General features: G+C 67.3%; 28 protein-coding genes and 1 pseudogene. 8 read left to right on the forward strand and 21 right to left on the reverse strand.

Features of this window, described 5'->3' with window-relative positions; translation table 11 throughout:
• Window positions 1–3: 3 nt before the first annotated feature.
• The 7 genes from A5782_RS25680 to A5782_RS18185 form a co-directional block, all read right to left on the reverse strand.
• Window positions 4–105: a 30S ribosomal protein bS22 gene (locus A5782_RS25680; protein ID WP_003402602.1), complete on the reverse strand. Its 102-nt coding sequence runs from the start codon at window positions 103–105 to the stop codon at window positions 4–6.
• 146 nt (window positions 106–251) lie between these two features.
• Complete coding sequence (locus A5782_RS18160) at window positions 252–509, reverse strand: cell division/environmental response transcriptional regulator (RefSeq protein WP_067103082.1); 258 nt, start codon at window positions 507–509, stop codon at window positions 252–254.
• A gap of 138 nt (window positions 510–647) precedes the next feature.
• The gene (gene proC, locus A5782_RS18165; RefSeq protein ID WP_197694265.1) at window positions 648–1,523 is read right to left on the reverse strand and encodes a pyrroline-5-carboxylate reductase; all 876 of its coding nucleotides are present in this window, start codon (window positions 1,521–1,523) and stop codon (window positions 648–650) included.
• 27 nt (window positions 1,524–1,550) lie between these two features.
• The gene (locus A5782_RS18170) at window positions 1,551–2,393 is read right to left on the reverse strand and encodes a thioesterase family protein (protein ID WP_067103084.1); all 843 of its coding nucleotides are present in this window, start codon (window positions 2,391–2,393) and stop codon (window positions 1,551–1,553) included.
• Window positions 2,394–2,418: 25 nt separating this feature from the next.
• Window positions 2,419–3,261, reverse strand: a complete 843-nt coding sequence (locus A5782_RS18175) for a sugar phosphate isomerase/epimerase (RefSeq protein WP_067103086.1) — start codon at window positions 3,259–3,261, stop codon at window positions 2,419–2,421.
• 14 nt (window positions 3,262–3,275) lie between these two features.
• Window positions 3,276–4,271 (reverse strand): hypothetical protein, encoded by a 996-nt coding sequence (locus A5782_RS18180; protein ID WP_067103088.1) that lies wholly within the window; start codon window positions 4,269–4,271, stop codon window positions 3,276–3,278.
• A complete protein-coding gene (locus A5782_RS18185) occupies window positions 4,268–5,284 on the reverse strand; it encodes a Ppx/GppA phosphatase family protein (protein WP_067103090.1) in 1,017 nt (338 codons plus the stop codon). Before A5782_RS18185 ends, A5782_RS18180 begins: the two co-directional genes overlap by 4 nt.
• Window positions 5,285–5,403: 119 nt before the next feature.
• On the opposite strand from A5782_RS18185, the gene A5782_RS18190 reads away from it, so the two are divergent.
• Both A5782_RS18190 and A5782_RS18195 read left to right on the forward strand, forming a co-directional pair.
• Complete coding sequence (locus tag A5782_RS18190) at window positions 5,404–6,198, forward strand: hypothetical protein (protein WP_067103092.1); 795 nt, start codon at window positions 5,404–5,406, stop codon at window positions 6,196–6,198.
• Window positions 6,199–6,202: 4 nt separating this feature from the next.
• The gene (locus tag A5782_RS18195) at window positions 6,203–6,700 is read left to right on the forward strand and encodes an NUDIX domain-containing protein (protein WP_067103094.1); all 498 of its coding nucleotides are present in this window, start codon (window positions 6,203–6,205) and stop codon (window positions 6,698–6,700) included.
• On the opposite strand, the gene regX is transcribed toward A5782_RS18195, so the two are convergent.
• The 6 genes from regX to A5782_RS18225 form a co-directional block, all read right to left on the reverse strand.
• Window positions 6,697–7,380 carry a two-component sensory transduction protein RegX gene (regX, locus tag A5782_RS18200; RefSeq protein WP_067103096.1) on the reverse strand — a complete coding sequence of 228 codons (684 nt, stop codon included), beginning with the start codon at window positions 7,378–7,380 and terminating at the stop codon, window positions 6,697–6,699. The two genes, A5782_RS18195 and regX, sit on opposite strands and share 4 nt — an antisense overlap.
• Window positions 7,377–8,606, reverse strand: a complete 1,230-nt coding sequence (locus A5782_RS18205) for a cell wall metabolism sensor histidine kinase WalK (protein WP_156624011.1) — start codon at window positions 8,604–8,606, stop codon at window positions 7,377–7,379. Before A5782_RS18205 ends, regX begins: the two co-directional genes overlap by 4 nt.
• 154 nt (window positions 8,607–8,760) lie before the next feature.
• Window positions 8,761–9,510, reverse strand: a complete 750-nt coding sequence (locus tag A5782_RS18210) for a phosphoglyceromutase (protein ID WP_067103100.1) — start codon at window positions 9,508–9,510, stop codon at window positions 8,761–8,763.
• A gap of 21 nt (window positions 9,511–9,531) precedes the next feature.
• On the reverse strand, window positions 9,532–10,152 hold the full coding sequence (locus A5782_RS18215) for a YbjN domain-containing protein (RefSeq protein ID WP_369815648.1): 621 nt from the start codon (window positions 10,150–10,152) through the stop codon (window positions 9,532–9,534).
• Complete coding sequence (gene mshA / locus A5782_RS18220) at window positions 10,149–11,423, reverse strand: D-inositol-3-phosphate glycosyltransferase (RefSeq protein ID WP_067103102.1); 1,275 nt, start codon at window positions 11,421–11,423, stop codon at window positions 10,149–10,151. The genes A5782_RS18215 and mshA overlap by 4 nt, the downstream gene beginning before the upstream one ends.
• Before the next feature lie 60 nt (window positions 11,424–11,483).
• Window positions 11,484–12,761 (reverse strand): ROK family protein, encoded by a 1,278-nt coding sequence (locus A5782_RS18225; protein ID WP_197694271.1) that lies wholly within the window; start codon window positions 12,759–12,761, stop codon window positions 11,484–11,486.
• A gap of 235 nt (window positions 12,762–12,996) precedes the next feature.
• Between A5782_RS18225 and A5782_RS18230 the strand changes: the two genes are divergently transcribed.
• The gene (locus A5782_RS18230; protein WP_067103104.1) at window positions 12,997–13,746 is read left to right on the forward strand and encodes an SDR family oxidoreductase; all 750 of its coding nucleotides are present in this window, start codon (window positions 12,997–12,999) and stop codon (window positions 13,744–13,746) included.
• On the opposite strand, the gene A5782_RS18235 is transcribed toward A5782_RS18230, so the two are convergent.
• Both A5782_RS18235 and A5782_RS18240 read right to left on the reverse strand, forming a co-directional pair.
• A complete protein-coding gene (locus tag A5782_RS18235) occupies window positions 13,730–15,103 on the reverse strand; it encodes an Ig-like domain-containing protein (RefSeq protein WP_197694272.1) in 1,374 nt (457 codons plus the stop codon). The two genes, A5782_RS18230 and A5782_RS18235, sit on opposite strands and share 17 nt — an antisense overlap.
• Before the next feature lie 33 nt (window positions 15,104–15,136).
• Window positions 15,137–16,255, reverse strand: a complete 1,119-nt coding sequence (locus A5782_RS18240; protein WP_067103108.1) for a UDP-N-acetylmuramate dehydrogenase — start codon at window positions 16,253–16,255, stop codon at window positions 15,137–15,139.
• A gap of 26 nt (window positions 16,256–16,281) precedes the next feature.
• On the opposite strand from A5782_RS18240, the gene A5782_RS18245 reads away from it, so the two are divergent.
• The 3 genes from A5782_RS18245 (at window position 16,282) to A5782_RS18255 (ending at window position 18,760) form a co-directional block, all read left to right on the forward strand.
• A complete protein-coding gene (locus A5782_RS18245) occupies window positions 16,282–16,803 on the forward strand; it encodes a DUF2505 domain-containing protein (RefSeq protein WP_067103110.1) in 522 nt (173 codons plus the stop codon).
• A gap of 95 nt (window positions 16,804–16,898) precedes the next feature.
• On the forward strand, window positions 16,899–17,720 hold the full coding sequence (locus A5782_RS18250) for a carbon-nitrogen hydrolase family protein (RefSeq protein WP_067103112.1): 822 nt from the start codon (window positions 16,899–16,901) through the stop codon (window positions 17,718–17,720).
• Window positions 17,717–18,760, forward strand: a complete 1,044-nt coding sequence (locus tag A5782_RS18255; protein WP_067103114.1) for a DUF2993 domain-containing protein — start codon at window positions 17,717–17,719, stop codon at window positions 18,758–18,760. The genes A5782_RS18250 and A5782_RS18255 overlap by 4 nt, the downstream gene beginning before the upstream one ends.
• Window positions 18,761–18,779: 19 nt before the next feature.
• Here A5782_RS18255 and deoC read toward each other — a convergent pair whose 3' ends face one another.
• The 6 genes from deoC to A5782_RS18285 form a co-directional block, all read right to left on the reverse strand.
• Window positions 18,780–19,457, reverse strand: coding sequence for a deoxyribose-phosphate aldolase (gene deoC / locus A5782_RS18260; RefSeq protein ID WP_067103116.1), 678 nt, complete (start codon window positions 19,455–19,457; stop codon window positions 18,780–18,782).
• Window positions 19,457–19,897 carry a DUF2599 domain-containing protein gene (locus A5782_RS18265; protein WP_067103118.1) on the reverse strand — a complete coding sequence of 147 codons (441 nt, stop codon included), beginning with the start codon at window positions 19,895–19,897 and terminating at the stop codon, window positions 19,457–19,459. The genes deoC and A5782_RS18265 overlap by 1 nt, the downstream gene beginning before the upstream one ends.
• A 4-nt stretch (window positions 19,898–19,901) precedes the next feature.
• A complete protein-coding gene (locus A5782_RS18270) occupies window positions 19,902–20,189 on the reverse strand; it encodes a DUF2516 family protein (protein WP_067103121.1) in 288 nt (95 codons plus the stop codon).
• An 88-nt stretch (window positions 20,190–20,277) separates the two neighbouring features.
• Complete coding sequence (gene hbhA, locus A5782_RS18275) at window positions 20,278–20,892, reverse strand: heparin-binding hemagglutinin HbhA (RefSeq protein ID WP_067103123.1); 615 nt, start codon at window positions 20,890–20,892, stop codon at window positions 20,278–20,280.
• 276 nt (window positions 20,893–21,168) lie between these two features.
• Entirely contained in the window at window positions 21,169–21,585 is a 417-nt protein-coding gene (locus tag A5782_RS18280) for a helix-turn-helix domain-containing protein (RefSeq protein WP_067103125.1), read from the reverse strand.
• Window positions 21,586–21,680: 95 nt separating this feature from the next.
• The gene (locus A5782_RS18285; protein WP_156624012.1) at window positions 21,681–23,063 is read right to left on the reverse strand and encodes a DUF445 domain-containing protein; all 1,383 of its coding nucleotides are present in this window, start codon (window positions 23,061–23,063) and stop codon (window positions 21,681–21,683) included.
• Window positions 23,064–23,196: 133 nt separating this feature from the next.
• Here A5782_RS18285 and A5782_RS18290 point away from each other — a divergent pair, with 133 nt between their 5' ends.
• Entirely contained in the window at window positions 23,197–23,916 is a 720-nt protein-coding gene (locus A5782_RS18290) for a TetR/AcrR family transcriptional regulator (RefSeq protein WP_067103129.1), read from the forward strand.
• 193 nt (window positions 23,917–24,109) lie between these two features.
• Window positions 24,110–24,369, forward strand: a pseudogene (gene pcaA, locus A5782_RS18295) (cyclopropane mycolic acid synthase PcaA); the annotation flags it as partial.

Consider the following 24,369-nt stretch of genomic DNA (forward strand, 5'->3'; position numbering starts at 1 on the left):
GGGTTACTTGCCGAGTTTTCTGCGCTGCACCCGGGTACGACGCAGCAGCTTGCGGTGCTTCTTCTTCGACATACGCTTGCGCCGCTTCTTGATTACTGAACCCATGAACTCCGCTATCTGACCGTGGCCTGCTTCAAAGATTGGACCCGGACACTTTACCCAGCGGAACGCACCGAACACCAAACCGGTGTCGACCGATCGCCGCGCAACGGCAGAGCCACGGTGCCGCCCGCGAGCGGCACCGTTTCAGGTCAGCCGGCGTCGAAGTACGACGTTTCCAGCATGTCGTGGACGGCCTTGGCGTGTACCCGGAAGGACCGGCCCACCCGCACCGCGGGCAGCTCGCCGTTATGCACCAACCGGTACACCGTCATCTTGGAGACCCGCATCAACGCCGCTACCTCCGCGACGGTGAGAAACTGCGTCCTGCCCTGCGGGCTGTCAACGGAACTGGCGTCCCGTGGTTTACCTGCAGCATCTCGCGCTGATGGCCCGTTACTAGACGTCATCGCAACCCAATCGTGTCAGGCACGCGCATGCCAGCGGCTTCCCCTCCGCTGGCACCCACACGTGCTTACAAGAGGAGAATAGCGGGACTAATGGGGTTACTGGTACTGGTGGGGGACAATCAGTTTAAAAAACTTGTCTTACTCTGATGTAATTCTTAGCTGCTCAGAGCGCATTTTGGCGGCCTGAACGGCCGCGTCAACGGCCGCGCGCAGGCCCCCCCGTTCCAGCTCGCGCAGGGCGGCCGCGGTGGTACCGCCGGGCGACGTGACGGTCGCCCGCAGCTGCGTTGCCGTGGCGTCCACCCGCAGGCCCGGCGTCTCGGCATCGCCCAGCCGCCGATCGGCGTCCATGCGCTCCAGCAGCATCGCGGCAGAGCCGGCCATGGTCTGCGCGGTCAGGTCGGCGGCCACCTCGCGGCTCAGACCCGCGGCGACCCCGGCGTCGACCAGGGCCTCGACCAGTAGGAAGAAATACGCCGGGCCGGAGCCCGAGAGCGCGGTGACGGCGTCCATTTGGCCCTCCGGAACTGTCAGCACGCCGCCGACGGAGTCGAACAGGGCCGAGACGCCCTCGAGTTGTGGCGCGGTGACGAACCTCCCCTTGGCCAGGGCCGTGACCCCGGCGCCGACCAGGGCCGCCGCGTTCGGCATGGCCCGCACCACCGGCGTCCCGGCCGGAAGTTTGGACTCGAAGTAGGTGATCGTGATCCCGGCCGCGACCGTGACGAACACCTGCTCGGCGGTATCACTCTCGGCGGCGCCCGCCGCGCGGGCGATCTCGGCCATCACCGACTCGACATCAGCGGGTTTCACCGCGACCACCACGAACGACGCGTTCTCCACCGCGTCGGACACCGAGCTGATCAGCACCGAATAGGTGTCGGCCAGATACTTGGCGCGTTCGGGAACCCGCTCGACCACCACCAGGTCTTTGACCTGCCGGCCCGCCCGCAGCAGACCCGACAGCAGTGCCTCCCCGATGCTGCCGCCACCGATGATCGCGATTCTTGCCATGCCGGACAGCATCGCAGACACGAGGCACTAGCGAGCGGCAGGGACCAAGGCCAATTGGCGGGCCTGCACCACGAGGCGTCCCAGGCTGTCGACGACGGTGTGGTCTTCGTCGAACCAGTCCTGCCCGATCTCGGTGCAGGTCGCGATGATGCGCAGCCAGCCGTCGGCCGGCAGGCCCCGCAGAAAGGCCGTGAGCTGGATTGTGGGCGCCCAACCGGTGCGGTCCACGGCGAAGGTCACCGGCGCCGACAGATCGCCGCACATGAGCGCAAACAGCGCGTCCGGAGCCACACCGCGGGGGCGCGCCCACATCTGGATCACCGGCGGGCGCCCGTCGGTGCGGGGCTGCATCGTCGACAGCACCGGCCGCACGTCGCAGCCCTCCCCCAGGTGTACGAGGCCGGCGAGCGGATGACCGGGCCCGATCGGCTCGATGTCGTCGGGGGGTTCGGGCGCCATCAGATCCAGCACCGGGTTGGCCGACAGCAGCGGCCTGGCCGCACCGTGGGGAGGAAAGTGCTCGGGCTCGCCGAGGTTGACCACGGCGTGCACCGCGGTCCGGTCGCCCTGGTTGAGCTCGACGTCGACGACGCTGATCCGGCGGCCCCGCTTGCGAATCGACGTCACCAACTGCACTTGCCCCGGATCGGGCGCCCACAGGAAGCTCGCCGACACCGCGACCGGCTGCTGGACCGATCTCTGCCCGTCCGACTGGCCGCCACAGGCGGTGCGGGCGGCGTTGGCGCACAGCGCCAGCATCGCGCCGCCGTGCACCTTGGGGCCGATGGTCCAGCGCTTGTCGAGTTCGCCCTCAAACACGCCTGAACCGACCTCCCGCAACGTCATCGCGGCGGTGAATAACGCACTCATGTTGGGTGGATTTCTCCTGGCTTGGTCAGCGCAGCAGATGCGTGCGGGCAAACTGCAGCGATTCGGCGAGCATGTCCTCGCGCTCATTGGCGGAACGCGCACTGGACGTGGACACCTCCAGGATGACGTGCCCGGCGAAATGGCCGCCGGCCAGCATCTGGCATACCTCGGCGGTGGGTTGCGTGCCGCGCCCGGGCACCAGGTGCTCGTCGGCGGGCAGACCGTTGCCGTCACACAGGTGCAGATGCACCAGCCCCGCTCCCATCCGCTGGGCCATGTCGAGCGAGTCGGTGCCCGCGGTCGCGGTATGGGACAGATCCAGCGTGTAGTGCGCGTGGTCGCCGTCGAGCGGGTCGTAGGAGGGCGCGAACGCCGAAATCGCCGCGCCCGGGCCGCCGCCGCGTTTGCGCATCCTTTCCAGTGACTGGCCGGCCCCGAAGAACCGGTCCGCCCGGAACGGGAACATGTTCTCCACCGCGATCAGCACGTCGCTCGACGCTTCCAGCTTCGCCACCTGCTCGGTGAAACCCTCGGCATAGCGCCGCTGCCAGCGAAACGGCGGGTGCACGACCACGGTCTGCGCGCCCAGTTGTTCGGCGGCGCGCACGCTGCGATCCAGCTTGGGGACCGGGTTGGCGCCCCACACCCGCTGCGAGATCAGCAGGCAGGGTGCGTGCACGGACAACACCGGCACGCGGTACTGCCGCGACAGCTTCTCGACGGCGGCGACGTCCTGGCTGACCGACTCGGCCCACACCATCAACTCGACCCCGTCGTAGCCGAGCCGGGCCGCGTACTCGAAGGCGGCCTCGGCCCGCAACGGGTACACCGAAGCCGTGGAAAGGCCGACTTTGATGGCTGGGCGCACTGTCTACGGTGCCGCTAGCCCGACTGCAACGACAGCGCCAGGGGCCCCAGGGTGATCAGCGCACCCACCGCGACCGCGATCAACGTGCTGGCGATGTCCTCGGTTTTGCGGACCACCCGGACCCCGGCCACCAAACCCAGGATGACCAGCACCGATAGCACCAGCGCTACCAGGCTGTTCCAGCGCCACAGCTGGTCGAAGGCCACGAACAACCCGCCGCCGAACGCGACGGCCAGCATCGACTGCAGCACGACCACGCCGCCGCGCCACAGCGCGTCGAATCTGCCCTGCTCCCGGTGAGCATCCGGGCCCGCACCGGGGTGCCTGTCCTCGAGATCGAGGTGTCCGTCGTCGCCGGGCACTCCGGCGGTCAACGATCCCCGGGCATCCTCGTCTTCGTCCAGCGCCGAATCCGCGTGCAGGAACGAGCGGACGTACGCGGAGTCCTCCAGCGCCGGTTCGGCCTCGCGCACTTCGGAGTCCATGACGTCCACCGGAAGGTCCGCGTAGTGGTCCATCGGGTCCGGGCTCATGTCCTCGGCCCCGGGGCCTTGTGCGGGCCGCCCGGCGCCATCGGAGAACGAGCCCGACCGTCCCGAGGGGCCGGCGTCGGGCAACGGCCGCGGGTATTCGCTGCGCTCGGGCCCCGGCGCCCGCCTGGGCTGCGGCGGTGACTTGGGCCAGCGCGGCTCGGGCTCGGACCAGTAGGGCGCGGCGGGCTCGTCTCTGGTTACCCGCTCGGCGGCGACGTCCCGGGCAGGTTTGGCGGGTGGAGCCGGTTCGGCAACGTCGATCGTGTCGGTGGGGCCGTGGTCGGACTCGTCGTCATCGCGGACCACCGGGATATCGCCGGTCAGTTCGGCGACGGTCACCGAGTCGCTGTCGCCGCGCCGGCGGCGACGCCGCCGGGTGACCGCCGGGGCGCCGATGGTTCCGTTCCTGGCCAGCAATTCGGCAACCGAGATCGGCCGAGTGCCGGGGCTCTCGGTCTCGGAGTGCGGTCCGGTCATGGTTTGTCGCCTCTCGATCGGTGCTGATTCCGATCAACTATCTGACCTCCAGCATTACGCACCGACGGCTCCATGAGGGCCGATCCGTCGGCTTCGCTGTCGAGTTTGCGCAAGATGAGACCTTCTCGTAATGCCCACGGGCAAATATCCACGGATTCGATCGACAGCGCTCGCATGCTTGCCTCCGCCACCAACGCGCCCGCAACGATCTGCGGTGCCCGCTCGGCGCTCACTCCTTCCAGTTCTGCCCGGTCAGCGGTCGTCATCCTAGAGATGAAAGATATGAGTTGCCTGAGGCCGTTTGCTGTAAGCGTCCTTTTGACCCGCGGCCCGGCGCCCGACGGCGCCGCGCCGGTGAGCCGTGCCAACGAGCGAAAAGTCTTCGACGTCGCCACCGTCAGGTCGGGACTACCCGCCTCCAGGATGTTCACGCTGGATTCGGCGAGCTCGGCGTCCAGCCAATCCCGCAACATCGCCACCCGGCGCCGCCCGGGCGGATCGTCGGGCAACCACTCGCGGGTCAGCCGGCCGGCACCCAGCGGCAGTGACAACGCGACCTCGGGCTCCTCGTCCACACCGCTGGACATCTCCAGCGAGCCGCCGCCGATGTCGAGGTTGATGATGCGACCGGCGCTCCACCCGTACCAGCGGCGCACCGCCAGGAAGGTCAGCCGCGACTCATCGACCCCGGTCAGGACCCGCAATTCGACGCCGGTCTCCTTGCGCACCCGGCTCAGCACGTCCTCGGAGTTGCCGGCGTCCCGGACCGCCGAGGTGGCGAAGGCCATCATCTCCGCGCACCCCGAACTGTCGGCGATCTTGGCGAATTCGTCGATCGTGGAGATCAGTTTCTCGGCACCGCGTTTGGTGATCTTGCCGGCGCTGTCGGTGGCCTCGGCCAGACGCAGCGTGGCTTTCGTCGAACTCATCGGCGTCGGATGACCACCCCGGTGGGCATCGACCACCAGCAGATGCACCGTGTTGCTGCCCACGTCGAGAACGCCCAATCGCACGTAAACAAACTAACGAAGCCTCGCGGGCGGCGCTTTGCGCGACCCGGTAAACCCCCCGTGATTGCGGCCATACAGGCCCCGAGTGTCAGCGGCTCGGATGGGCGGAATCGTGGTCTAACGTGGACTGCGTGGCGAATTCGCACCCGGAACCGGGACAAGAGGTCGAGCTGGACTTCGCCCGCGAATGGGTGGAGTTCTACGACCCCGACAACGCCGAGCACCTGATCGCGGCGGACCTGACCTGGCTGCTCTCCCGGTGGACGTGTGTGTTCGGCACTCCGGCCTGCCGGGGCACGGTTGAGGGCCGCCCGGACGACGGGTGCTGCTCGCACGGTGCGTTCCTGTCCGACGACGACGACCGCGCCCGCCTGGACGATGCGGTGAAGAAGCTGACCGACGCCGACTGGCAGTTTCGCGAAAAAGGGTTGGGCCGCAAGGGCCATCTGGAGCTCGATGAGCATGACGGCCAACCGCAGTACCGCACCCGCAAGCACAAGGACGCGTGCATTTTCCTGAACCGGCCGGGTTTCCCCGGCGGTGTCGGCTGCGCGCTGCACAGCAAGGCCCTCAAGCTGGGCGTGCCGCCGCTGACCATGAAGCCCGATGTCTGCTGGCAACTGCCGATCCGTCGCAGCCAGGAGTGGGTGACCCGGCCCGACGGCACCGAGATCCTCAAGACCTGGGTCACCGAATACGACCGCCGCGGTTGGGGTTCCGGTGGCGCCGATCTGCACTGGTACTGCACCGGCGATCCGGCCGCCCACGTCGGCGCCAAGCAGGTGTGGGAAAGCCTGGCCGACGAACTCACCGAGTTGCTGGGCGCAAAGGCTTATTCGGAACTGGCCGCAATGTGCAAGCGGCGCAGCAAGTTAGGGCTTATCGCGGTGCACCCGGCGACTCGTATCGCCGAGTAGCAGGGTGCCGGTCCCCGATTTCATCGTCGAGCTTCGTCGCGCCGTCGGCCACGCGCCGTTGTGGTTGGCCGGCATTACGGCTGTCACGATCCGCGACCGAAAAGTGTTGCTGGTCAAGCGATCCGACAATGGCGCTTGGACGGCCGTGACGGGGATCGTGGAGCCCGGAGAGAATCCGGCCGACTGCGCGGCCCGCGAAGTGCGCGAAGAAGCCGGGGTGAGCGCGCGGGCCAACAGATTGGCATGGGTGCACGTGACCCGGCCGACCGTACACGCCAACGGTGATCACGCCCAATATTTGGATCACGTGTTCAAGATGGACTGGCTATCAGGGGAGCCCTTTGCGGCCGACGACGAGAGCACCGCCGCCGCGTGGTTCGACCTTGATGATCTTCCACCGATGACAGCGGACATGCATCGGCGTATCACGTTGAGCGCCAACGACGATGACCGGACTGTCTTCGACACCGGCAGGCCGCCGCCGGCGGAGCCGTCGGGCTAGCCTTCGAGCTTGTAGCCCAGCCCTCGCACCGTCACCAGGTGGACTGGGTTGGCCGGGTCGGCTTCGATCTTAGACCGCAGGCGCTTGACGTGGACGTCGAGCGTCTTGGTGTCGCCGACGTAGTCAGCGCCCCACACCCGGTCGATCAACTGTCCGCGAGTCAGCACCCGCCCGCTGTTGCGCATCAGATACTCAAGGAGGTCAAACTCCTTGAGCGGCAAGGTGATCGCATCGCCATTGACCGAAACGACATGGCGTTCGACGTCCATCCGCACCGGGCCGGATTCGAGCACGCCGTCGCTGATCTCGGAATCGTCGTCACCGCCGCGGCGCAGCACCGCCCGGATCCGCGCGATCAACTCACGCGCCGAATACGGCTTGGTCACATAGTCATCGGCACCCAGCTCCAGGCCCACGACCTTGTCGATCTCGCTGTCGCGGGCGGTCACCATGATCACCGGCACGCTGGACCGCGCACGCAGCTGCTTGCAGACGTCGGTGCCCGACATTCCGGGCAGCATCAAGTCGAGCAGCACGATATCTGCGCCGCCCCGATCGAACTCGGCAAGCGCGGCCGAACCGTCGGTCACCACGGTGGCCTCGAAACCTTCCTTGCGGAGTAGGAACGCCAGCGGATCGGCCAGCGACTCCTCGTCCTCCACGATCAGCACACTGGTCATCGACTTAGTTCTTCCTCTCGTTGTGAGCGGTTGGGCCGCACGTCGCGGCCCTGTGATTGCTCGGATTCGTCATCGTCTTGATGAGACGCCCTTGCCGCCGGAATGGAAAGAGTGAATGTCGATCCGGTTCCGGGCTTGCTCCACACGCCGATGCTGCCGTTGTGGTTGGCCGCGACGTGCTTGACGATGGCCAGGCCCAACCCGCTGCCGCCGGTGGCGCGTGAGCGCGCCTTGTCCCCTCGAAAGAACCGCTCGAAAACTCGTTCCTGGTCTTCCAGGGCGATCCCGATGCCGCGGTCGGTCACCGCGATCTCGATGTTCTCGCCGCGGCGGCGGCGGCTGATCGACACCGGCGAACCCGGCGGCGAATAGGCGATGGCATTGGACACCAGGTTGGCCAAGGCGGTGACCAGCAGCGTTTCGTCGCCCAGCACCCGCAAACCGCTGGGCGCGTCAGTACGAACCTCGATATCGGCGTTGTCGGCGCCCACCTTGTGGCGCGAAATGGCTTCGCTCACAACCTTATCGACATCGACCTCGATGACGTTGGGCAGTCGTTCGGCACCCTGTAGCCGCGACAGCTCGATCAGCTCGGCAACCATGTCCCCCAGCCGGTTGGCTTCGACGAGCACCTTCTCGGCGAACCGCCGCACGGTTTCGGAGTCGTCGGACGAGGCCAGCAGGGCCTCGGCGAGCAGGGCCATGGCGCCCACCGGGGTCTTGAGCTCGTGGCTGACGTTGGCCACGAAGTCGCGCCTGGTCGCTTCCATCCGCGCGTAGTCGGACTGATCGTGGGCGAAGACGATGGCGAACCGGCGGTCTTCTTCGCTGAGCAACCGTGCTTGCCCGTGCACCGAGAGCCCGGACCGGCCACCTGGCCGTTTCGCAGGCCGCAGGTCGAATTCGACGTCGACGCCGGTCAAGGCCTGTTGCGCCGCCTCCCAGGCCTGGTCATCGAGCTGACGGTCCCGCACGAGGCCAAGCTCCTTGGCCCGGTCATTGAGGTAGACGACGTCACGATGGGCGTCCACCACCGCCGCGCCCAGCGGCATCAGCGCCACGATGCGTTGCAGCATCTGCGCGACGGTGATCCCGGTCCATTCGGTGCCGACCCGCTGGCGGCGCTGCACCGCCCGCGGTGACAGCCGGGTCCCGACCAGTACACCTGCGGCCAGCGCCAGCGCGGACAAAACCCCGGCCAGCAACAGCGCCGAGAACACAGTCACATAGCAAATCCTACAAATCTTCCTGAACGGTGCCCTAGCGGAACGAGGCCAAAATCGGACAAGTCACACCATAAGCAACAGGTGTTCCGCTCCCGTTCATGCGATGTTTGGCTAAACGGCCTTTAACTCGCGCAACCGCGCGGGCACGCCCAGCTCAGCCGCGCCCCTGGCTGGCAACCGCGGCGGCCCCGGCGGCGGCCGCCTCCGGGTCGAGATAAGTGCCGCCGGGCACCACGGGCCGCAGGTCAGCGTCCAGGTCGTAGCGCAGCGGGATGCCGGTCGGGATGTTCAATCCGGCGATCTCGTCGTCGGACACTTGGTCGAGGTGCTTGACCAGGGCCCGCAGTGAGTTGCCGTGCGCCACGATGAGCACCGTCTTGCCGCTGCGCAGATCTGGGACGATGACGTCGGTGAAATACGGCAGGAAGCGCACGACCACGTCGGCCAGGCATTCGGTGAGCGGGCCGCCACCGATGTCGGCGTAGCGGGGATCGGTGTCCTGGCTGTAGGTGCTGCCCTGCTCGATGGGCGGGGGCGGCGTGTCATAGCTGCGCCGCCAGGCCATGAACTGCTCGTCGCCGTAGCGGGCCTTCGTCTCGGCCTTGTCCAGCCCCTGCAGCGCCCCGTAATGGCGTTCGTTGAGCCGCCAGGTGCGCCGTACTGGAATCCACAGCCGGTCGGCGGCGTCCAGCGCCAGGTGCGCGGTGGAGATGGCCCGGCGCAGCAGCGACGTGTAGACGATGTCGGGCAACAGGTTGTTCTCGATCAGCAACTCGCCACTGCGCACGGCTTCGGTCCGGCCCTTTTCGGTGAGGCCGACGTCGACCCAACCGGTGAAGAGGTTCAGCGAGTTCCATTCGCTTTCGCCGTGGCGAAGCAGTACCAGCGTGGCGTTGTCACCCATGCCGGTTAGTCTCTCACGGCCCTATTCGTCGTCGTCTTCGTCGATCAGGTGGGCGAAGGCCTCCAGGTTCTTCAGCGACTCACCGCGAGACACCCGCCACTCCCACTCTTTCTGGATGGACGAGCGAAAACCCAACTCCAGCAACGTGTTGAAGTCCGAATCCACCGCTTCGAGCACTTGCCCGAGCACTCGGTCGAGCTCGTCGGCATCCACCGATGCCAGCGACATGCGGCCCACCAGATAGATGTCCCCGACGTTGTCGAGCGTGTAGGCCACGCCATAGAGGCGGCGGTTGCGCTTGAGCAGAAAGCGGTAGACGCCTTCGTGGTTCTCGTCGGGCTTGCGGCACACAAAGGCCTCGACCCGCACCGAATGCTCCCCGACGCTGAGGATGGTGTTGGTCTTGAGCTTGCGCTCGCCGGGCAGCTCCACCACCACTCCGGGCGGACCACCGTGTGCCCCAGCATGTTCCGAGTAATTCAGCCCACTGGCCTGCAGGGCGTCCTCGATCACCTGGCTCACCGTCGCGGCATTGATGCGCCGCTCCTCCGCATCGCTTCGCTCTGCATCGTCGCCGGCGGAATCGATGCGCCGCTCCTCCGCATCGCTTCGCTCTGCATCGTCGCCGGCGGAAGATGTCATGCGCCCACTCCGCGGCGCTCGGCGGTGTATTCGCGGATCGCGCGCCGATAGCTGGCCAACAGCGCGTCGGTGGTGTGATCCCAGGAGAACGTGGCCGCATGCGCGGCGGCCGCGCGGGCCATCGCGTCGGCTTGCGGCGCAGGCAAACGCAGCAGCCGGCCCAGGGCATCGGCCCACTGCTCGACGTCGTGCCCGGCGACCAGCGTGCCGGTCACCCCGTCCCGCACGGCCACCGGAAGTCCGCCGACCGCGGCCGCCGCCACCGGCGTCCCGCAGGCCTGCGCCTCGAGGGCGACCAGACCGAACGACTCCGAATAGCTGGGCACCGCAACCAGATTGGCCGCCTGGAACAACGTCGCCAGATTCGGGCGCGACTGCGGGGGCAGGAACGTCACGCGCTCGGTGATACCGAGTTCGCCTGCCAGACGGGCCAATCCGTCCGGAGATGCCAAGCCACTCCCCGAGGGTCCGCCAGCCACGACGATGCGCACCCCGGGCAATTTTGCCGCGGCGCGCAACACGATGTCGGGCGCCTTCAACGGCTGGATCCGCCCGACGAACGCCACGATGTCTTCGTCGATCGGGAGGCCCAATGCGGCCCGGGCGGCCCTGCGATCGCCGGGGCGAAACACGTCGAGATCCACTCCGGGATGGGCGACGTCGATCCTCGCCGGGTCGGCATGGTGAATCGAGATCAGTTGGTTGGCTTCGTCATCGGTGTTGACGATCAGACGGTCCGCCTCGTCGACAACCTGCTGCTCGCCGACCGTACGCAACGGCGGCTCGGGCGAATCCCCGTCGGCCAGCGCCGCATTCTTGACCGCGGCAAGCGTATGCGCGGTATGCACCAACGGCACCGCCCAACGGTCGCGCGCCAGCCAACCGACCTGCCCGGAAAGCCAATAGTGCGAGTGCACGATGTCGTAATAGCCCGGCTCGTGCGAGGCCTCGGCGCGCAACACCCCGGCCGCGAACGCACACAGCTGGGTGGGCAGATCGTATTTGTCCAGGCCCTCGAACGGCCCCGCCACCACGTTGCGGACCAGCACCCCGGGCGCCACCCGCGCGACCGGCGGATCGGCGGACGCGGTCGCCCGCGTGAAGATCTCCACCTCGATGCCACGCCGCGCAAGGTGCAGCGCGGTTTGCAGCACATAGACGTTCATGCCGCCCGCGTCGCCGGTACCAGGCTGGGCCAGTGGTGAGGTATGGACGGCCAACACTGCGACCCGGCGCGGTTCATTCAGCCGGAAAACGTCATCGTGGCGCACCCTGTCATCTTTACAGGATGGCGCGCCGACCACCCCAAGCGCGCCGGACACGGAGTCCGGTCAGGCGGACGACTCGTCGCGGGCCACCTCATGCAGCCGGGCATCCAGCGCCCCAGCGCGCCGCATCGCACCCAACGGGTCGGCATACAGCGCGGACAGCGAGACGGTTCCCGCGCCGGCCTCCTGCACCCGGTTACCGAAGGCGGTGAGGCGGATGTCGCGGGGCCCCAGCACGGAGCGTTCGACGAACGCCGCCTCGACGTGCTCCATCGCCTCGGGGTACTCGGTGAAAGCCTGGCCGCCAACCACCAATTCGTCGGGGTTGAGCATGTCGCGCAGCAGCGCCACCGCCTCACCGAGCACGCGGCCCCGCTCGGCGAGCAGGTCCTTGGCCTGCTGGTTGCCGGCTCGTGCCACCCGCAACAGATCGGAGATGCCGGTGGCGGATCCGTTGGGGCGGTTCGCCGGGGCAAACGGCAAGATGCGCAGCTGGCGGGCCACGGCCACGACGGATTCATCGCTGACGGTGGACTCCAGCTGTCCGGTGCCGCCGAGCAGCTCAGAGTGCACCGGCAAGGTTGCGATGGTGCCCGGGCCGCTGGCCGGCACGTGCACCCGTCCGCCGATCACCAGCGCATATCCCACGGTCTCGCGGGCGTAGACGTACAGGCTGGTCGGCGAGCTGGGCAGGAAACGCCGCATGCCCAACAGCAGCTCGGCGCCGGCCATGGCGTCGACGTGCGAGGCGACCGACACCGGCAACCCCAATGCATCGGCCAGCACCTGTCCGACCGGGGCCTGCCGCCAGCCCAACCGCGGATGGTCCACCTGGCCGGTGGCGCTGTCGACGGTGCCACCGATGGCGACGCCAACCCACAGCGGCCGCCGACGATGCCAGCGCCGCAGGTAGCGGCGGGCGCTGTCGGCCAGCGTCGCAAGGGCGGGGCCGGCCGGGTTACGCGGCGTCGGGGTCTCGACCGTGTCGAGGGTGCGGCCGAACAGGTCGGTGGCCACGATGCTGGTGGTTCGCGCACCGATGTGGATGCCCAGCGTCACGAACGGCTCGTGGTTGACCTCCACCGGCACGCGCGGGCGGCCGATCGCCCCGGAGACGGCCAGGTCGGCCCGCTCTCGCAGCAGACCGGCTTCCAGTAGCGCGATGACCTGGCGGTTGACCGTGGCGATGCTCAGCGAGGTGACGCCGGCGATGACGTCACGGCCGACGGGGCCACGCAGCCGGACGGCCCGGAAGACGGAGGCCGCCGCGGAGTCGGGGATGTACAGCGCCGGCGGCACGATCTGCCGGCGCACCGAGCGGTGGCCCTTTTGGCCCGGCAAGTGCCCGACGGCACGGCTGGGCGAATGATGGGTATGGGTGAGGGTATTCGTGCGCACGAGCGTCCTTTTTGTCCGATTTTTGCTGGCCGTCTTGGCCACACCTGGCTGGGTCAGGAGCGGCAAAATGCGCAGCAACAACACGCACCCGCCGCGCAAAGACACGCGGTGGTCGTGGTGTTGGACAGGGCGCTAAGGAGCACACGCAAAATCTAGCACGTTCATTAAGGTTGTTTCGATGGTTAAAACTGGCAGGAATGAACGAGTCGCAGTAATCACCGGGGCCAGCTCCGGGATCGGCGCAGCAACCGCGCGAATCCTGGCTGCGCAGGGCTTTCACGTCGTCGCAGTGGCGCGCCGGGCGGACCGGATTCAGGCCCTGGCCAGTGAAATCGGCGGTACCGCGGTTGTGGCCGATGTCACAGATGAGGCGGCGGTCGAAACATTGGCGAGCAAATTGGGCCGGGTCGATGTGTTGGTCAACAACGCAGGCGGCGCCCGGGGCCTGGCGCCGGTCGCCGATGCCGACCTCGAGCACTGGCGGTGGATGTGGGAGACCAATGTGATCGGCACGCTGCGGGTCACCCGGGCGTTGTTGCCCAAGCTGATCGATTCCGGCGACGGGCTGATCATCACCGTCACTTCCGTTGCGGCGCTTGAGGTTTACGACGGAGGCGCCGGGTACACGGCGGCCAAACACGGCCAGGCAGCGCTGCACCGCACGCTGCGCGGCGAGCTGTTGGGCAAGCCGGTGCGGCTGACCGAGATCGCACCGGGTGCGGTCGAGACGGAATTTTCATTGGTCCGCTTCGACGGCGATCAACAACGCGCGGAGACCGTCTACACCGGCATCACCCCGCTGGTCGCCGACGATGTGGCCGAGGTGATCGGGTTCGTCGCCTCGCGGCCGTCGCACGTCGATCTGGACTTGATCGTGATGAAGCCACGCGACCAGGCGACGACCTCGCGGTTCAGCCGCCGGGGCTAGCCGGCGCCGCGCTCGTCGAGGTTGTCGTCGTCGGAGTGCCCGACAGGGTCGGTGCGTTGGACGGCGTGACTGGGGCGGTGACCGGAATCTGCGTTGACGGCGGGCGCGCGGTCGGGGGCGGCAGCGCGGACATGGCCACCCAGGTGTCCCAGTCCACGGCCCAGTCCCAGATGTCGCCGTCAGAGTAGGACAGCTGGATGGTGCTGCCGGTCACTTCGACCGGGTCGCCGTAGATCGCCGATTGGAAGTACTGTTCGGCGTCGCCTGTCGACAGGTTGATGCAGCCGTTGGTGACGTTGGTGTTGCCCTGGGCACCGGAACTCGCCGGGTTGGCGTGGATGAACTCCCCGTTGTTGGAGATCCGCACCGCCCAGCGTTCGTGCACGTGGCTGTAGCCGGCGGCCGGGTTGGACATGTAGAAGTCGGCATACTTCTCGCTGACCACGTGGATGCCGTTGCGGGTGACGTTGCGCGCCTTGTCGGCCTCGCCGTAGCTGCACGGAAAGTCCATGATGACGCCCTCGTCGCGGATCACCTGGATGCGGTGCGACGAGACCTCGGCTTTGACCACCTGCCGGCGACCGATCTGGATGTTCAGCGAGATGTCGTCGGCACCGTAGGAGTTGTCCCCGAACGGCAGGCCGTAGAGCTTGGCCTCGACGTTGACCGTGGCGCCTGCCGGGTAGTACTCGCGGGTGCGCCAGTGCGCCCGGGCACCGGCCGCCTCGTCGGGCAACCAGGCCCAGCTGCCCTCGACGGGCGGGGTCGTGGTGACGACGAGCGCCTTTTCGACGGCCGCCTTGTCGGTGATCGGCGCGTCGAACTGGATGATGATCGGCGCCGCGATCCCGACGGTCTGGCCGTCGGCCAGCTGGAAGGCTCCGCCGATCTTCTTGGTGGGAGACACCGTGGTGAACTTGCCCGCCACCGGGACCGCCTTGCCGTCGTGCCCGACGGCCGAGCCGCTCCAGGTGTAGGTCTGGTCGTAGCCCAGCGGCTCGGAGGTCGTATAGACGGTGCGGTCCTGGTTGAAGGCGCCGGCGACGGCCTTGCCCGACGAATTCGACAACGTGACGTGCTGGAACCAGCCGTCGTTCACCTCGACGCTCACCGCAGCGATCGGCACCACGTTCTCGGCCGCATTGGCGGGCTGGTACTTGAGCTGCGGCGCCGGCTGCTCTTTCTTCTCGGCTTGTCTCGCGGCCGTGCCGCCGCACGCGGCCAACACGTTGGGGGCAAACACGCCCAATCCCAGGGTCGCCAAAGCCGCACGCCGGCTGAACGGCCGCGGGGCGCTGGACGGGGTCACGAAAGTCAAAGATACCGGGGAAAATCGGCGAGTCCGGACACGACAAATCGATGCCGGTCCGCGCGTCGGCAAAAGTTGCAGCTACAGCCTGCAGCCAAGCAGGACCGGTTCGGGGAACAATGTGATGCCAAACACAGCCTGCACGCCGTCGCGGATGGTGCGGGCCAGCGCTATTACGTCTTCGGAGGTGGCACCGCCGCGGTTGGTCAGTGCCAACGCGTGCTTGGTGGACAGCCGGCAGGGCTTTTCGAGGCCGTCCGGATCAGGATCCGGATAGCCCTTGCCAAAGCCGGCCCGCTCCACCAGCCAGCCGGCGGCCAGCTTGACGCCGTCGGGCGCCGGGTAGTTCGGGACCGGCCCGTCGACGGCGGCGGCCAGCCGCTGGTAGACCTCCGGGGTAACCACCGGGTTGGTGAAGAACGAACCCACGCTCCAGGTGTCGTGATCGGCCGGGTCGAGCACCATGCCCTTGCGCGCCCGCAAGGCCAGCACCGCGTCGCGGACGGCTTGTGGGTCGGCGCGCTCGCCGCCGACCATGTTCAACTCGGCCGCCAGCTCGCCGTAGCGCAACGGCGCGCTGCGCCCGGATGCGTCCAGCGCGAACTCCACTTCCAGTACGACAGAAGGGATTTCGAGCCCACTGTCGCCGCCGCGTTTGAAGACACTGGTGCGGTAGCCGAAGCCCAGCTCGCTGCCCGGCACCCAGCGCACCTCGCCGCTACCGCGATCGAGCACCCGGACCCGGGTGATGGTGTCGGCGACCTCCGCGCCGTAGGCCCCGACGTTCTGCACCGGGGTGGCCCCGGCCGACCCGGGGATGCCGGATAGGCATTCCAGTCCGCCGAGGCCGTGCTCGATGGCTTTGACCACGACGTCGTCCCATACCGCGCCGGCCTGGGCGCGGACCAGGTTGCCCTCGACGGTGATGCCGTCATTGGCCAGCCGCACCGCGGTCAGGTCGGTCAGTGCGTCGGAGATCACCAGGTTCGAGCCACCGGCGAAGACCAGCACCGAGTCGTGTTGCATGCCAGCCGTTTCGGCGTCCAGCTGCGCCAAAGTGGCGATGACCTGCTCGCTGGTCGTGCAGGTGATCAGGCGACGCGCGGTCGGTCCGACGCGCAGCGTGGTCAGTGGCGCCAATGGCGCCGCGTCGGCCACCGGCGCACCGGCGAACTCCGAACCGGCACCGCTGGATTTCATGGCCCGTAACGGTAGCCTGACCTGCTATGCCGCGTTCATTCGACTTGTCGGCCGATTACGACGGCAGTGTTGACGAGGTGCACCGCGCCTTCACCGATGCGAATTACTGGCGGGCCAGGCTGGCCGGATCCGGCGTCGACGTCGCCACGCTGGAGGCGATGCGGGTCGGCGGCGAGTCCGGTGACGAGGACACCGTCGAGGTTGTCACGCTGCAGGTGATCCGCAGCGACAAGCTGCCGGGAATGGTCACGCAGCTGCACAGCGGTGACCTGCGTATCCGGCGCGAGGAGCGATGGGGGCCGGTCACCGGCGGGGCCGCGTCGGGGTCGGTGGTGGGTTCGATTCTGGATGCGCCGGTGAATCTCGCGGGCACCGCCGTCCTGGAACCCAAAGAGGCCGGCGGCGCACGGCTGACGTTCCGCGCCACCGTTCAGGTGCGCGTCCCGATCATCGGCGGCAAGCTGGAGAACTTCATCGGCACCCGGCTGGCCGAAGTCGTCGCCGCCGAACAGCGCTTCACCACGGAGTGGATCGCCAAACCGGCCTGAGGCTTTCGCCCGTCGCCGGGCCTAAGCTGGATCGCCCAGCTCCTCCCCGCGCCGCCGCAGCGGCGCGCATCGTCGCCGGGCCTAAGCTGGCGCTCATGCGAATCGCCTTGGCGCAGATCCTCAGCGGCACCGACCCGGCAGCAAACCTGCAGCTGGTGGACGAATACAGCCGCCGGGCCGCCGACGCGGGGGCGAAGCTGGTGGTGTTCCCCGAGGCGACCATGTGCCGGTTCGGTGTGCCGTTGGGCCCCGTCGCCGAGCCGGTCGACGGCCGCTGGGCCGACGGGGTGCGCCGCGTCGCGGCCGACTCCAACGTCACCGTCGTCGCCGGCATGTTCACCCCGTCCGACGACGGGAGGGTGAAAAACACGCTGATCGCGGCCGGCCCGGACGAAGACGCCCACTACGACAAGATCCACCTCTACGACGCCTTCGGCTTCACCGAATCGCGCACGGTCGCGCCGGGCCACGACCCGGTGGTGATCACGGTCGACGGCGTAGGGGTCGGGTTGACCATTTGCTATGACGTTCGCTTTCCGGCGCTCTACACCGAGCTGGCCCGCCGCGGCGCCCAGGTGATCGCCGTGTGCGCGTCCTGGGGCTCGGGTCCGGGCAAACTCGACCAGTGGACGCTGCTGGCGCGCGCCCGCGCGCTCGATTCGATGAGCTACGTCGCGGCGGCCGCTCAGGCGGATCCCGGTGATGCTTATGGGTCCGGGTCGGGAGCACCGACCGGAGTCGGGGGCAGCCTGGTGGCCTCGCCGCTGGGCCAGGTCGTCGCGTCGGCCGGCTCGCAGCCGCAGCTCGTGGTGGCCGACATCGACGTCGATAGGGTCACCGAGGCCCGCAAGAGCATCGCAGTCCTGAGCAACCGCTCGGACTTTGCTCAGGTTGATAGGGCAGAATCGGTCGGGTGACGAACCCGCAAGGACCACCGAACCCGGACCCGTCGAAGTGGGCCCGTCCCGCTAACCAGGGCCCCTTCGGCCAGCCGCCCACCGAGCGGCCGACCGAGCGGATAAGCACCGGCGGCCCGGGGCACGTCCCTCCGCCGCCGCCCGCTCCCGGTCCCCCGCCGGGTCAGACGGAGCGATTCGGGACTCCCCAGCCGAACATGCAGCAGCCCGGCTACCCGCCGCCGCCGACCCCGCCCGCCGGTCCGACCGAGCGGCTGGCCGCTCAACCCGGCGATGACGCGACGCCGGGGAAAAAGAAGCGCCGCTTCGGCCGTGACCCGGTCTCCGTGCTGCTGATCTTCGTCATCGTGTTCGCGCTGATCATCGCCGGGCTCATCGGGGCCGAGCTCTACGTGCGCCACGTCGCGGACTCCAAGGTCGCTCAGGCGGTGGCGTGCGAGGTCAAGGATCAGGCCACCGCGTCCTTCGGGGTGACGCCCCTGATGCTGTGGCAGCAGGCCACCAAGCACTACACCAACATCTCGGTCCAGACGGCCGGCAACAACATCCGCGATGCCAAGGGCATGAAGCTCTCGATCAACATCAACGACGTCCGGCTCAATTCGACGGCTAACTCCAAGGGCACCATCGGCGCACTGGATGCCACCATCAGCTGGACCAGTGACGGCATCAAGCAGTCGGTGCAGAATGCGATCCCGGTTCTGGGTCCGTTCGTCACCAATACCGTGACCACTCATCCCGCCGACGGCACCATCGAGTTGAAGGGCATGTTGGACAACATCACGGCCAAGCCGGTGGTGTCGGGTACCGGGTTGCAGCTGCAGATCGTCAGTTTCAATGCGCTCGGTTTCACGATGCCCAAGGAGTCCGTGCAGTCGACGCTGGACGACTTCACCTCGAACCTGACCAAGAACTACCCGTTGGGCATCCACGCCGACAGCGTGCAGGTCACCGATTCCGGTGTGACAAGCCACTTCTCAACGCGGAACGCCACGATTCCCACCGGCAACGACAACGACCCCTGCTTCGCCAACCTCTGACGGGCGAGCGCCTGGTTCGTCAACCAAGGCTGTCGAGCACTGCCCGGGTGCCCGACAGCCCCAGTCGGGTGGCGCCGGCATCCAGCATCGCCAGCGCGTCCGCGGCCGTGCGGATGCCGCCGCTGGCCTTCACCCCGAGGCGCCCGCCGACCGTCTCGGCCATCAGCGCGACCGCGCGCACGGATGCGCCGCCCGCCGGATGAAACCCGGTTGACGTCTTGACGAAGTCGGCGCCGGCGTCTTCGGCGGCGCGGCACACCTGCTCCAGGGTGGGCTCGCCCGCGAGCGCCAACAGCGCCGCCGACTCCACGATCACCTTGAGCACGGTGCCACCGATCGCGCTGCGCACCGCGTGGACGTCCGAGCGCACCGCGGCGACGTCGCCGGCCAGCGCCGCCCCGACATCGATGACCATGTCGATCTCGCAGGCACCGGACGCCACGGCCAGGGCCGCTTCGTGCGCCTTCACCGCCGGGAGGTGCTTGCCGGAGGGAAAACCCGCCACGGCGGCCACCCGTACGCCGGTGCCCGCCTGCAGAGCGACGGGAACCATCGAGGGTGAGACGCATACGGCGTAGACGCCCAGTTCGGCCGCTTCGGCGACCAGGGCGGCCACGTCGGCGTCGGTCGCGTCGGGTTTGAGCAGCGTGTGGTCGACGACCGCCGCCAACTGCGCCCGGCCGGGTTGGGTTGCCATTAGAAGGATTCTTCCGGACCGCCGGGATTGCAGCCGGAGGCGACCATGTCGGCGTCGTCGACGACGGGTCGCCACGGCTCCAGGTTCCAGCTGACCTTGCCGGGTTGGGCGAGTTCGGCGAACTGCCAGTGGCAGAGGAACTGCGCGCGCATGCCCGCAGTGTCTGCGTCCGGGGACAAGGCGAGTACTTCGCCCCAGGCCTCGTCGGCCAGGGCCATGGTCGCGGGGATTCTCGAGGCGGTCCGGCCGGCCGGCGAAGGGAAGACGCGCAGGCTGCTTCGGCCCTGCCACTGCGCCCACTGGGTGCGCTCGACATACGGCGGGGACGGGGCGGGCGGATCCGCCGCTCCGCCGCCGGGGTAGGGGTCAGCGACTGCGTGCGGGATTGGGCAGGACAAGGCGACGAGCGCCACGACCGGCGCCGTCAGCAGGGCATTCATTCCGCTAGCGCGACTTACCTTGTATCTCAAGCAGTTTGGGCCGCACGTCGACCAGATACACGCCGGCAGCACACGCCGCGATTGCCATTCCGAGCACGCCGAAAACGAAACCCAAGATGGATGTCAGGGCGACGGCCCCTCCCAGGATCAGCAACCACACCGGCTTGGTCAGCTTTTCGGCGGCGGTATAGGCGTCGGGTCGTTGCAGCGCGGCATGCACGAACGCGTAGATCGCCGTGACCAAGACGGCGATCTGCAAGACCAACATGACAGTTCCCACGAGGTGGCTCACGCCTTAAGCGTATGCGGGCACCCTCCAAAACGTCGACTCCGAGCCACCCGAAGGTGACTCGGAGCCGAACGGCGTGGGAGTGTCTGACCTACTTCTGGGTGACCTTCTTGGCGGCGGCCTTCTTGGCCGGAGCCTTCTTGGCCGGCGCCTTCTTGGCCGGGGCCTTCTTGGCCGGAGCATTCACGGCCTTCTGAGCCTTCTTGACTGACGCTTCGGTCTTGCCCGGCAGCTCGATGCCAACCAGCTTGGCGGCGCGCTCGCCGACCGCGCGGGTCTGCGATGCGACGGTGCCGAGGGCTTCCTGCGTCAGCTCCACGGCCTGGTCGACGTAGCCCTCGGCACGCGCGGAAGCGTCCTCGAAGGCGGTCTGGCTACGCAGCCGCTGCAGGGCAGCCTCGCCACGCTCGACCAGCTCGCTGTACCGGCTGGTCGCGGCCTCCAGATAGCCCTCGGCGGCCTTGCGTAACTCGTCGGTGGTGAACCTGTCGCGCAGCTCGGTGAACTGCTCGGGCAGGTCTTCCTGAAGCTTGGTCAGGCGCGCGCGGCGCTCCCCGACCCGGGTGCGGGTCTCGGCGCGAGTCTCTTCAGCGCGCTCCCGCAGGCCGGCGATCAGGTCGTTGACGGTGGCCAAGGCCAGGTCGGCCGCGCCAAGGGCTGCGAGCAACGGAGCCCGCAAGTCTTCAATGTTCGTGTTTTCCGCCATGGTTTGTCCTTTCATGGTGTGTTTTCGCTAGGTCTTATTCGGTGTTTTAGCTGTCTGGTCGAGAAGTTAGGTGCAAACGTCTCCTTCGCAACTGGGGCCGCCAGTGCCGGGGCGATTCGTCCAGCAATTCAGCTGGAACCGGTAGGTCCTCCCCGTTGGGTAACCACGACGGCCGGCCGTCTATACATCACCAACTCGCTACCGCGATGGGGAAAGTCCGCTTTCTGGGGTAAACCTGCAGCACAGATCGTTACGGCGCCGCGTCGAGCGGACTGATCACTCGTTGTCGGATTCGGTCGAACACTCCTCTTGGATCGATTCGTTTTGCTGGGTGAAGGACGTGTAGATGTCGAGCAGAATTTGCTTTTGGCGCTCGGTGATCGCAGTGTCGGTGACGATGGCGTCTCGCACCTGACTTTTGTCACTTGGCTCGAGAATTCCGGCGCGCACATAGAGAACCTCGGCGGAAACCCGGAGGGCCTTCGCGATCTGGTTCAAGACATCGGCGGAGGGCTTACGCAATCCACGCTCCACCTGGCTCAGATATGGATTGCTGACCCCGGATTTTTCGGCGAGTTGGCGCACCGACACCTGCGCGAGTTCACGCTGGCTACGGATGAAACTGCCGATGTCAGAGGCCATGTCGGAGGCAGCGTTGGACACCTTGGCGGAGAGCTTCTCCTCGGGCGTCATGGCGTGCTCCTGGTCGGATGACTGATCTTGACGAGCCCCAGACTACTACAAGTGCTTGCTATTGCAAGCACTTGTTAGCACCCCTAGAAAATCCGCTAGATCAGCAGCTGCGCTACGGCGTAGATCGCCAAGCCGGCCAACGAACCGACCACGGTCCCGTTGATCCGGATAAATTGCAGGTCACGGCCAACGTGCAATTCGATGCGCCGGCTGGCCTCCTCGGCGTCCCAGCGCTCGATCGTGTCGGTGATGATCGCTGTGATTTCCACCCCGTACTGCGAAACCAGATGCTGAGCCGCCCGGACCAGCCAGTTGTCCACCTTGTCGCGCAGGTCGGCGTCGTCGCGCAGCGATTCCCCAATGCGGACCACGGTGTCGGCGATCCGGGTACGCAGCGTGCTGGACGGGTCATCCACACCCTCGAGCACCAGCCGTTTCAGCGTCTTCCACGCGGTCGCGGCGGCGTTGGCGATCTCGTCGCGCGCCATCAGTTGTTCTTTGATCGCATCGGCACGCGCGATGGTGTCCGGGTCGTGTTGCAGGTCATCGGCGAAGTCGAACAGGAAGCGGGTGGCCGATCGGCGCAATTCGTGGTCCGGGTTGCGACGCACCTTGTCGGTGAAGTCCATCAACTCGCGGTGGATGCGGTCGCCGACGAGATGGTCGACGAAGCGTGGCGACCACGTCGGTGAGTCACGCTCGACCACCCGCTGAATGACCTCGCCGGCCTTCAGCGACCACTGAAAAGCCCGGTCGGCCAGCAACTGGATCAGCGCCTCCTGGCGGTGCTCGGCCAGCAAGGTGGCCAGCACGCGGCCCACTGGCGGACCCCACTGCGGTTCGGCGATGCGGCGCACGATCATCCGATCGATCACCTGCTGGACGTCCTCGTCGCGCAACAGTTCGACCAGCACCCGCAGCGCCGTGGCCGTCTCGCTCGCCACCCGCTCGGCATGTTCGGCTTCCGACAGCCACTTACCGAGCCTGCCGGACACCTGGGCGTCGCGCAGCTTGGTTTCGACGACCTCCGGCGACAGGAAGTTCTCCCGTACGAACGTGCCGAGACCCTCGCCCAGCTGATCTTTCTTGCGCTTGATGATCGCGGTGTGCGGGATGGGAATGCCCAGCGGGTGCCTGAACAGCGCGGTCACGGCGAACCAGTCCGCCAGGGCGCCCACCATCCCGGCCTCGGCGGCGGCGCCGACATACCCCACCCAGGCGCCCAGGCCGGCATGCGCCTGGGCCCACCGGCAGGCGAGGAACACGCCGGTGGCACCGATCAGGAAACTCAGTGCCACCATTTTCATCCGGCGCAGCCCCACCCGGCGCTGCGCGTCGGCCTCGGGATCGGCGCCCGCGAAAGACTCGGCAAAAGACGCGCGACCCGGGCGGGCGGCGCTCAACGGCGTCGCCGAATCGGGCCTCGCCTCCGGCGGGCCCGACGCTTCGCCTCTCACCGAGGCTCGATGTGCCACCACTCCATCATCTATCTTTCCCGCCATTTGGTGTGACGACACTGTTCGCGACGTCTCACCGATGCCCGGCCAGGACAAGAAACCGACCCCCACGCCGTAAGATCAAGGGCGTCTAGGGAATGGGAAATCGGCGACAGTGGCAGAGCAAATCACGGCTGTGAGCGTCAAAATGGATGGGCGCAAGCGGCGCTGGCATCAACACAAAGTGGAGCGCCGTAACGAACTGGTCGACGGCACGATCGACGCGATTCGCCGACTGGGTGGCGCGCTGAGCATGGACGAGATCGCGGCCGAGATCGGGGTCTCCAAAACGGTGCTGTACCGCTACTTCGTGGACAAGAACGACCTGACGACGGCCGTGATGATGCGGTTCACCCAAACCACCCTGATTCCCAATATGGCTGCGGCGCTTACGTCTAACCTCGACGGCTTCGACCTGACCCGCGAGGTCATCCGCGTGTACGTCGAAACCGTCGCGAATGAACCCGAGCCGTACCGGTTCGTGATGTCCAACAGCTCAGGCAGCAAGAGCAAAGTCATTGCCGACTCCGAGCGCATCATCGCGCGCATGCTCGCGGTCCTGATGCGCCGGCGCATGCAACACGCCGGGATGGACACCGGCGGTGCGGAACCGTGGGCGTATTTGATCGTCGGCGGCGTGCAGTTGGCCACCCACTCCTGGATGTCGTACCCGCGAATGAGTCGCGACGAGTTGATCGACTACCTGACCATGCTGAGCTGGAATGCCCTCAAGGGAATCGTCGAAGTCGGCGGATCGCTGGAGAAATTCCGCGAGGAACCCCACCCGTCGCCGATCGTGCCGCCCCGAGAGCTCGACGACGGGTCCAGCCTCTAAATGAACCAGTGCGCGACGGCCCTTTTGGGAATTACCCCCGTCCCGTGTGAGGGTAGGACGCGCCTTGGGGAGGACAACTCGAATCCCCGCAGGGATTAACATGCATGGGAGTGTCTGGGGGACATCGCGGGGTTGTCGTTGTCGTTGGTTGTCTACCCCTGTCCCCCGCGTATAGAGAAAGGCTCATGTCGAGATGTCTGTGCAGCTCACGCCGCATTTTGGAAACGTGCAAGCCCATTACGACTTGTCCGACGACTTCTTCCGGCTGTTCCTGGATCCCACTCAGACCTACAGCTGCGCCTACTTCGAGCGCGATGACATGACCCTCGAAGAGGCCCAAATTGCGAAGTTCGACCTGGCGCTGGGCAAGCTGAACCTCGAGCCCGGGATGACGCTGCTGGACATCGGTTGCGGCTGGGGCGGCGCGCTCAAACGGGCCGTCGAGAAGTACGA

The sequence above is a fragment of the Mycobacterium sp. 852002-40037_SCH5390672 genome, assembly GCF_001665875.1.
Taxonomy (GTDB): Bacteria; Actinomycetota; Actinomycetes; order Mycobacteriales; family Mycobacteriaceae; genus Mycobacterium.

Bases quoted from the DNA above. Each gene is read 5' to 3' on its own strand.
- A5782_RS25680 (WP_003402602.1), bottom strand. From the start codon at position 105: ATGGGTTCAGTAATCAAGAAGCGGCGCAAGCGTATGTCGAAGAAGAAG.
- A5782_RS18160 (WP_067103082.1), bottom strand. From the start codon at position 509: ATGACGTCTAGTAACGGGCCATCAGCGCGAGATGCTGCAGGTAAACCA.
- proC (WP_197694265.1), bottom strand. From the start codon at position 1,523: ATGGCAAGAATCGCGATCATCGGTGGCGGCAGCATCGGGGAGGCACTG.
- A5782_RS18170 (WP_067103084.1), bottom strand. From the start codon at position 2,393: ATGAGTGCGTTATTCACCGCCGCGATGACGTTGCGGGAGGTCGGTTCA.
- A5782_RS18180 (WP_067103088.1), bottom strand. From the start codon at position 4,271: ATGACCGGACCGCACTCCGAGACCGAGAGCCCCGGCACTCGGCCGATC.
- regX (WP_067103096.1), bottom strand. From the start codon at position 7,380: ATGACCAGTGTGCTGATCGTGGAGGACGAGGAGTCGCTGGCCGATCCG.
- A5782_RS18210 (WP_067103100.1), bottom strand. From the start codon at position 9,510: ATGGGTGACAACGCCACGCTGGTACTGCTTCGCCACGGCGAAAGCGAA.
- A5782_RS18215 (WP_369815648.1), bottom strand. From the start codon at position 10,152: ATGACATCTTCCGCCGGCGACGATGCAGAGCGAAGCGATGCGGAGGAG.
- A5782_RS18230 (WP_067103104.1), top strand. From the start codon at position 12,997: ATGGTTAAAACTGGCAGGAATGAACGAGTCGCAGTAATCACCGGGGCC.
- A5782_RS18240 (WP_067103108.1), bottom strand. From the start codon at position 16,255: ATGAAATCCAGCGGTGCCGGTTCGGAGTTCGCCGGTGCGCCGGTGGCC.
- A5782_RS18245 (WP_067103110.1), top strand. From the start codon at position 16,282: ATGCCGCGTTCATTCGACTTGTCGGCCGATTACGACGGCAGTGTTGAC.
- A5782_RS18250 (WP_067103112.1), top strand. From the start codon at position 16,899: ATGCGAATCGCCTTGGCGCAGATCCTCAGCGGCACCGACCCGGCAGCA.
- deoC (WP_067103116.1), bottom strand. From the start codon at position 19,457: ATGGCAACCCAACCCGGCCGGGCGCAGTTGGCGGCGGTCGTCGACCAC.
- A5782_RS18265 (WP_067103118.1), bottom strand. From the start codon at position 19,897: ATGAATGCCCTGCTGACGGCGCCGGTCGTGGCGCTCGTCGCCTTGTCC.
- hbhA (WP_067103123.1), bottom strand. From the start codon at position 20,892: ATGGCGGAAAACACGAACATTGAAGACTTGCGGGCTCCGTTGCTCGCA.
- A5782_RS18280 (WP_067103125.1), bottom strand. From the start codon at position 21,585: ATGACGCCCGAGGAGAAGCTCTCCGCCAAGGTGTCCAACGCTGCCTCC.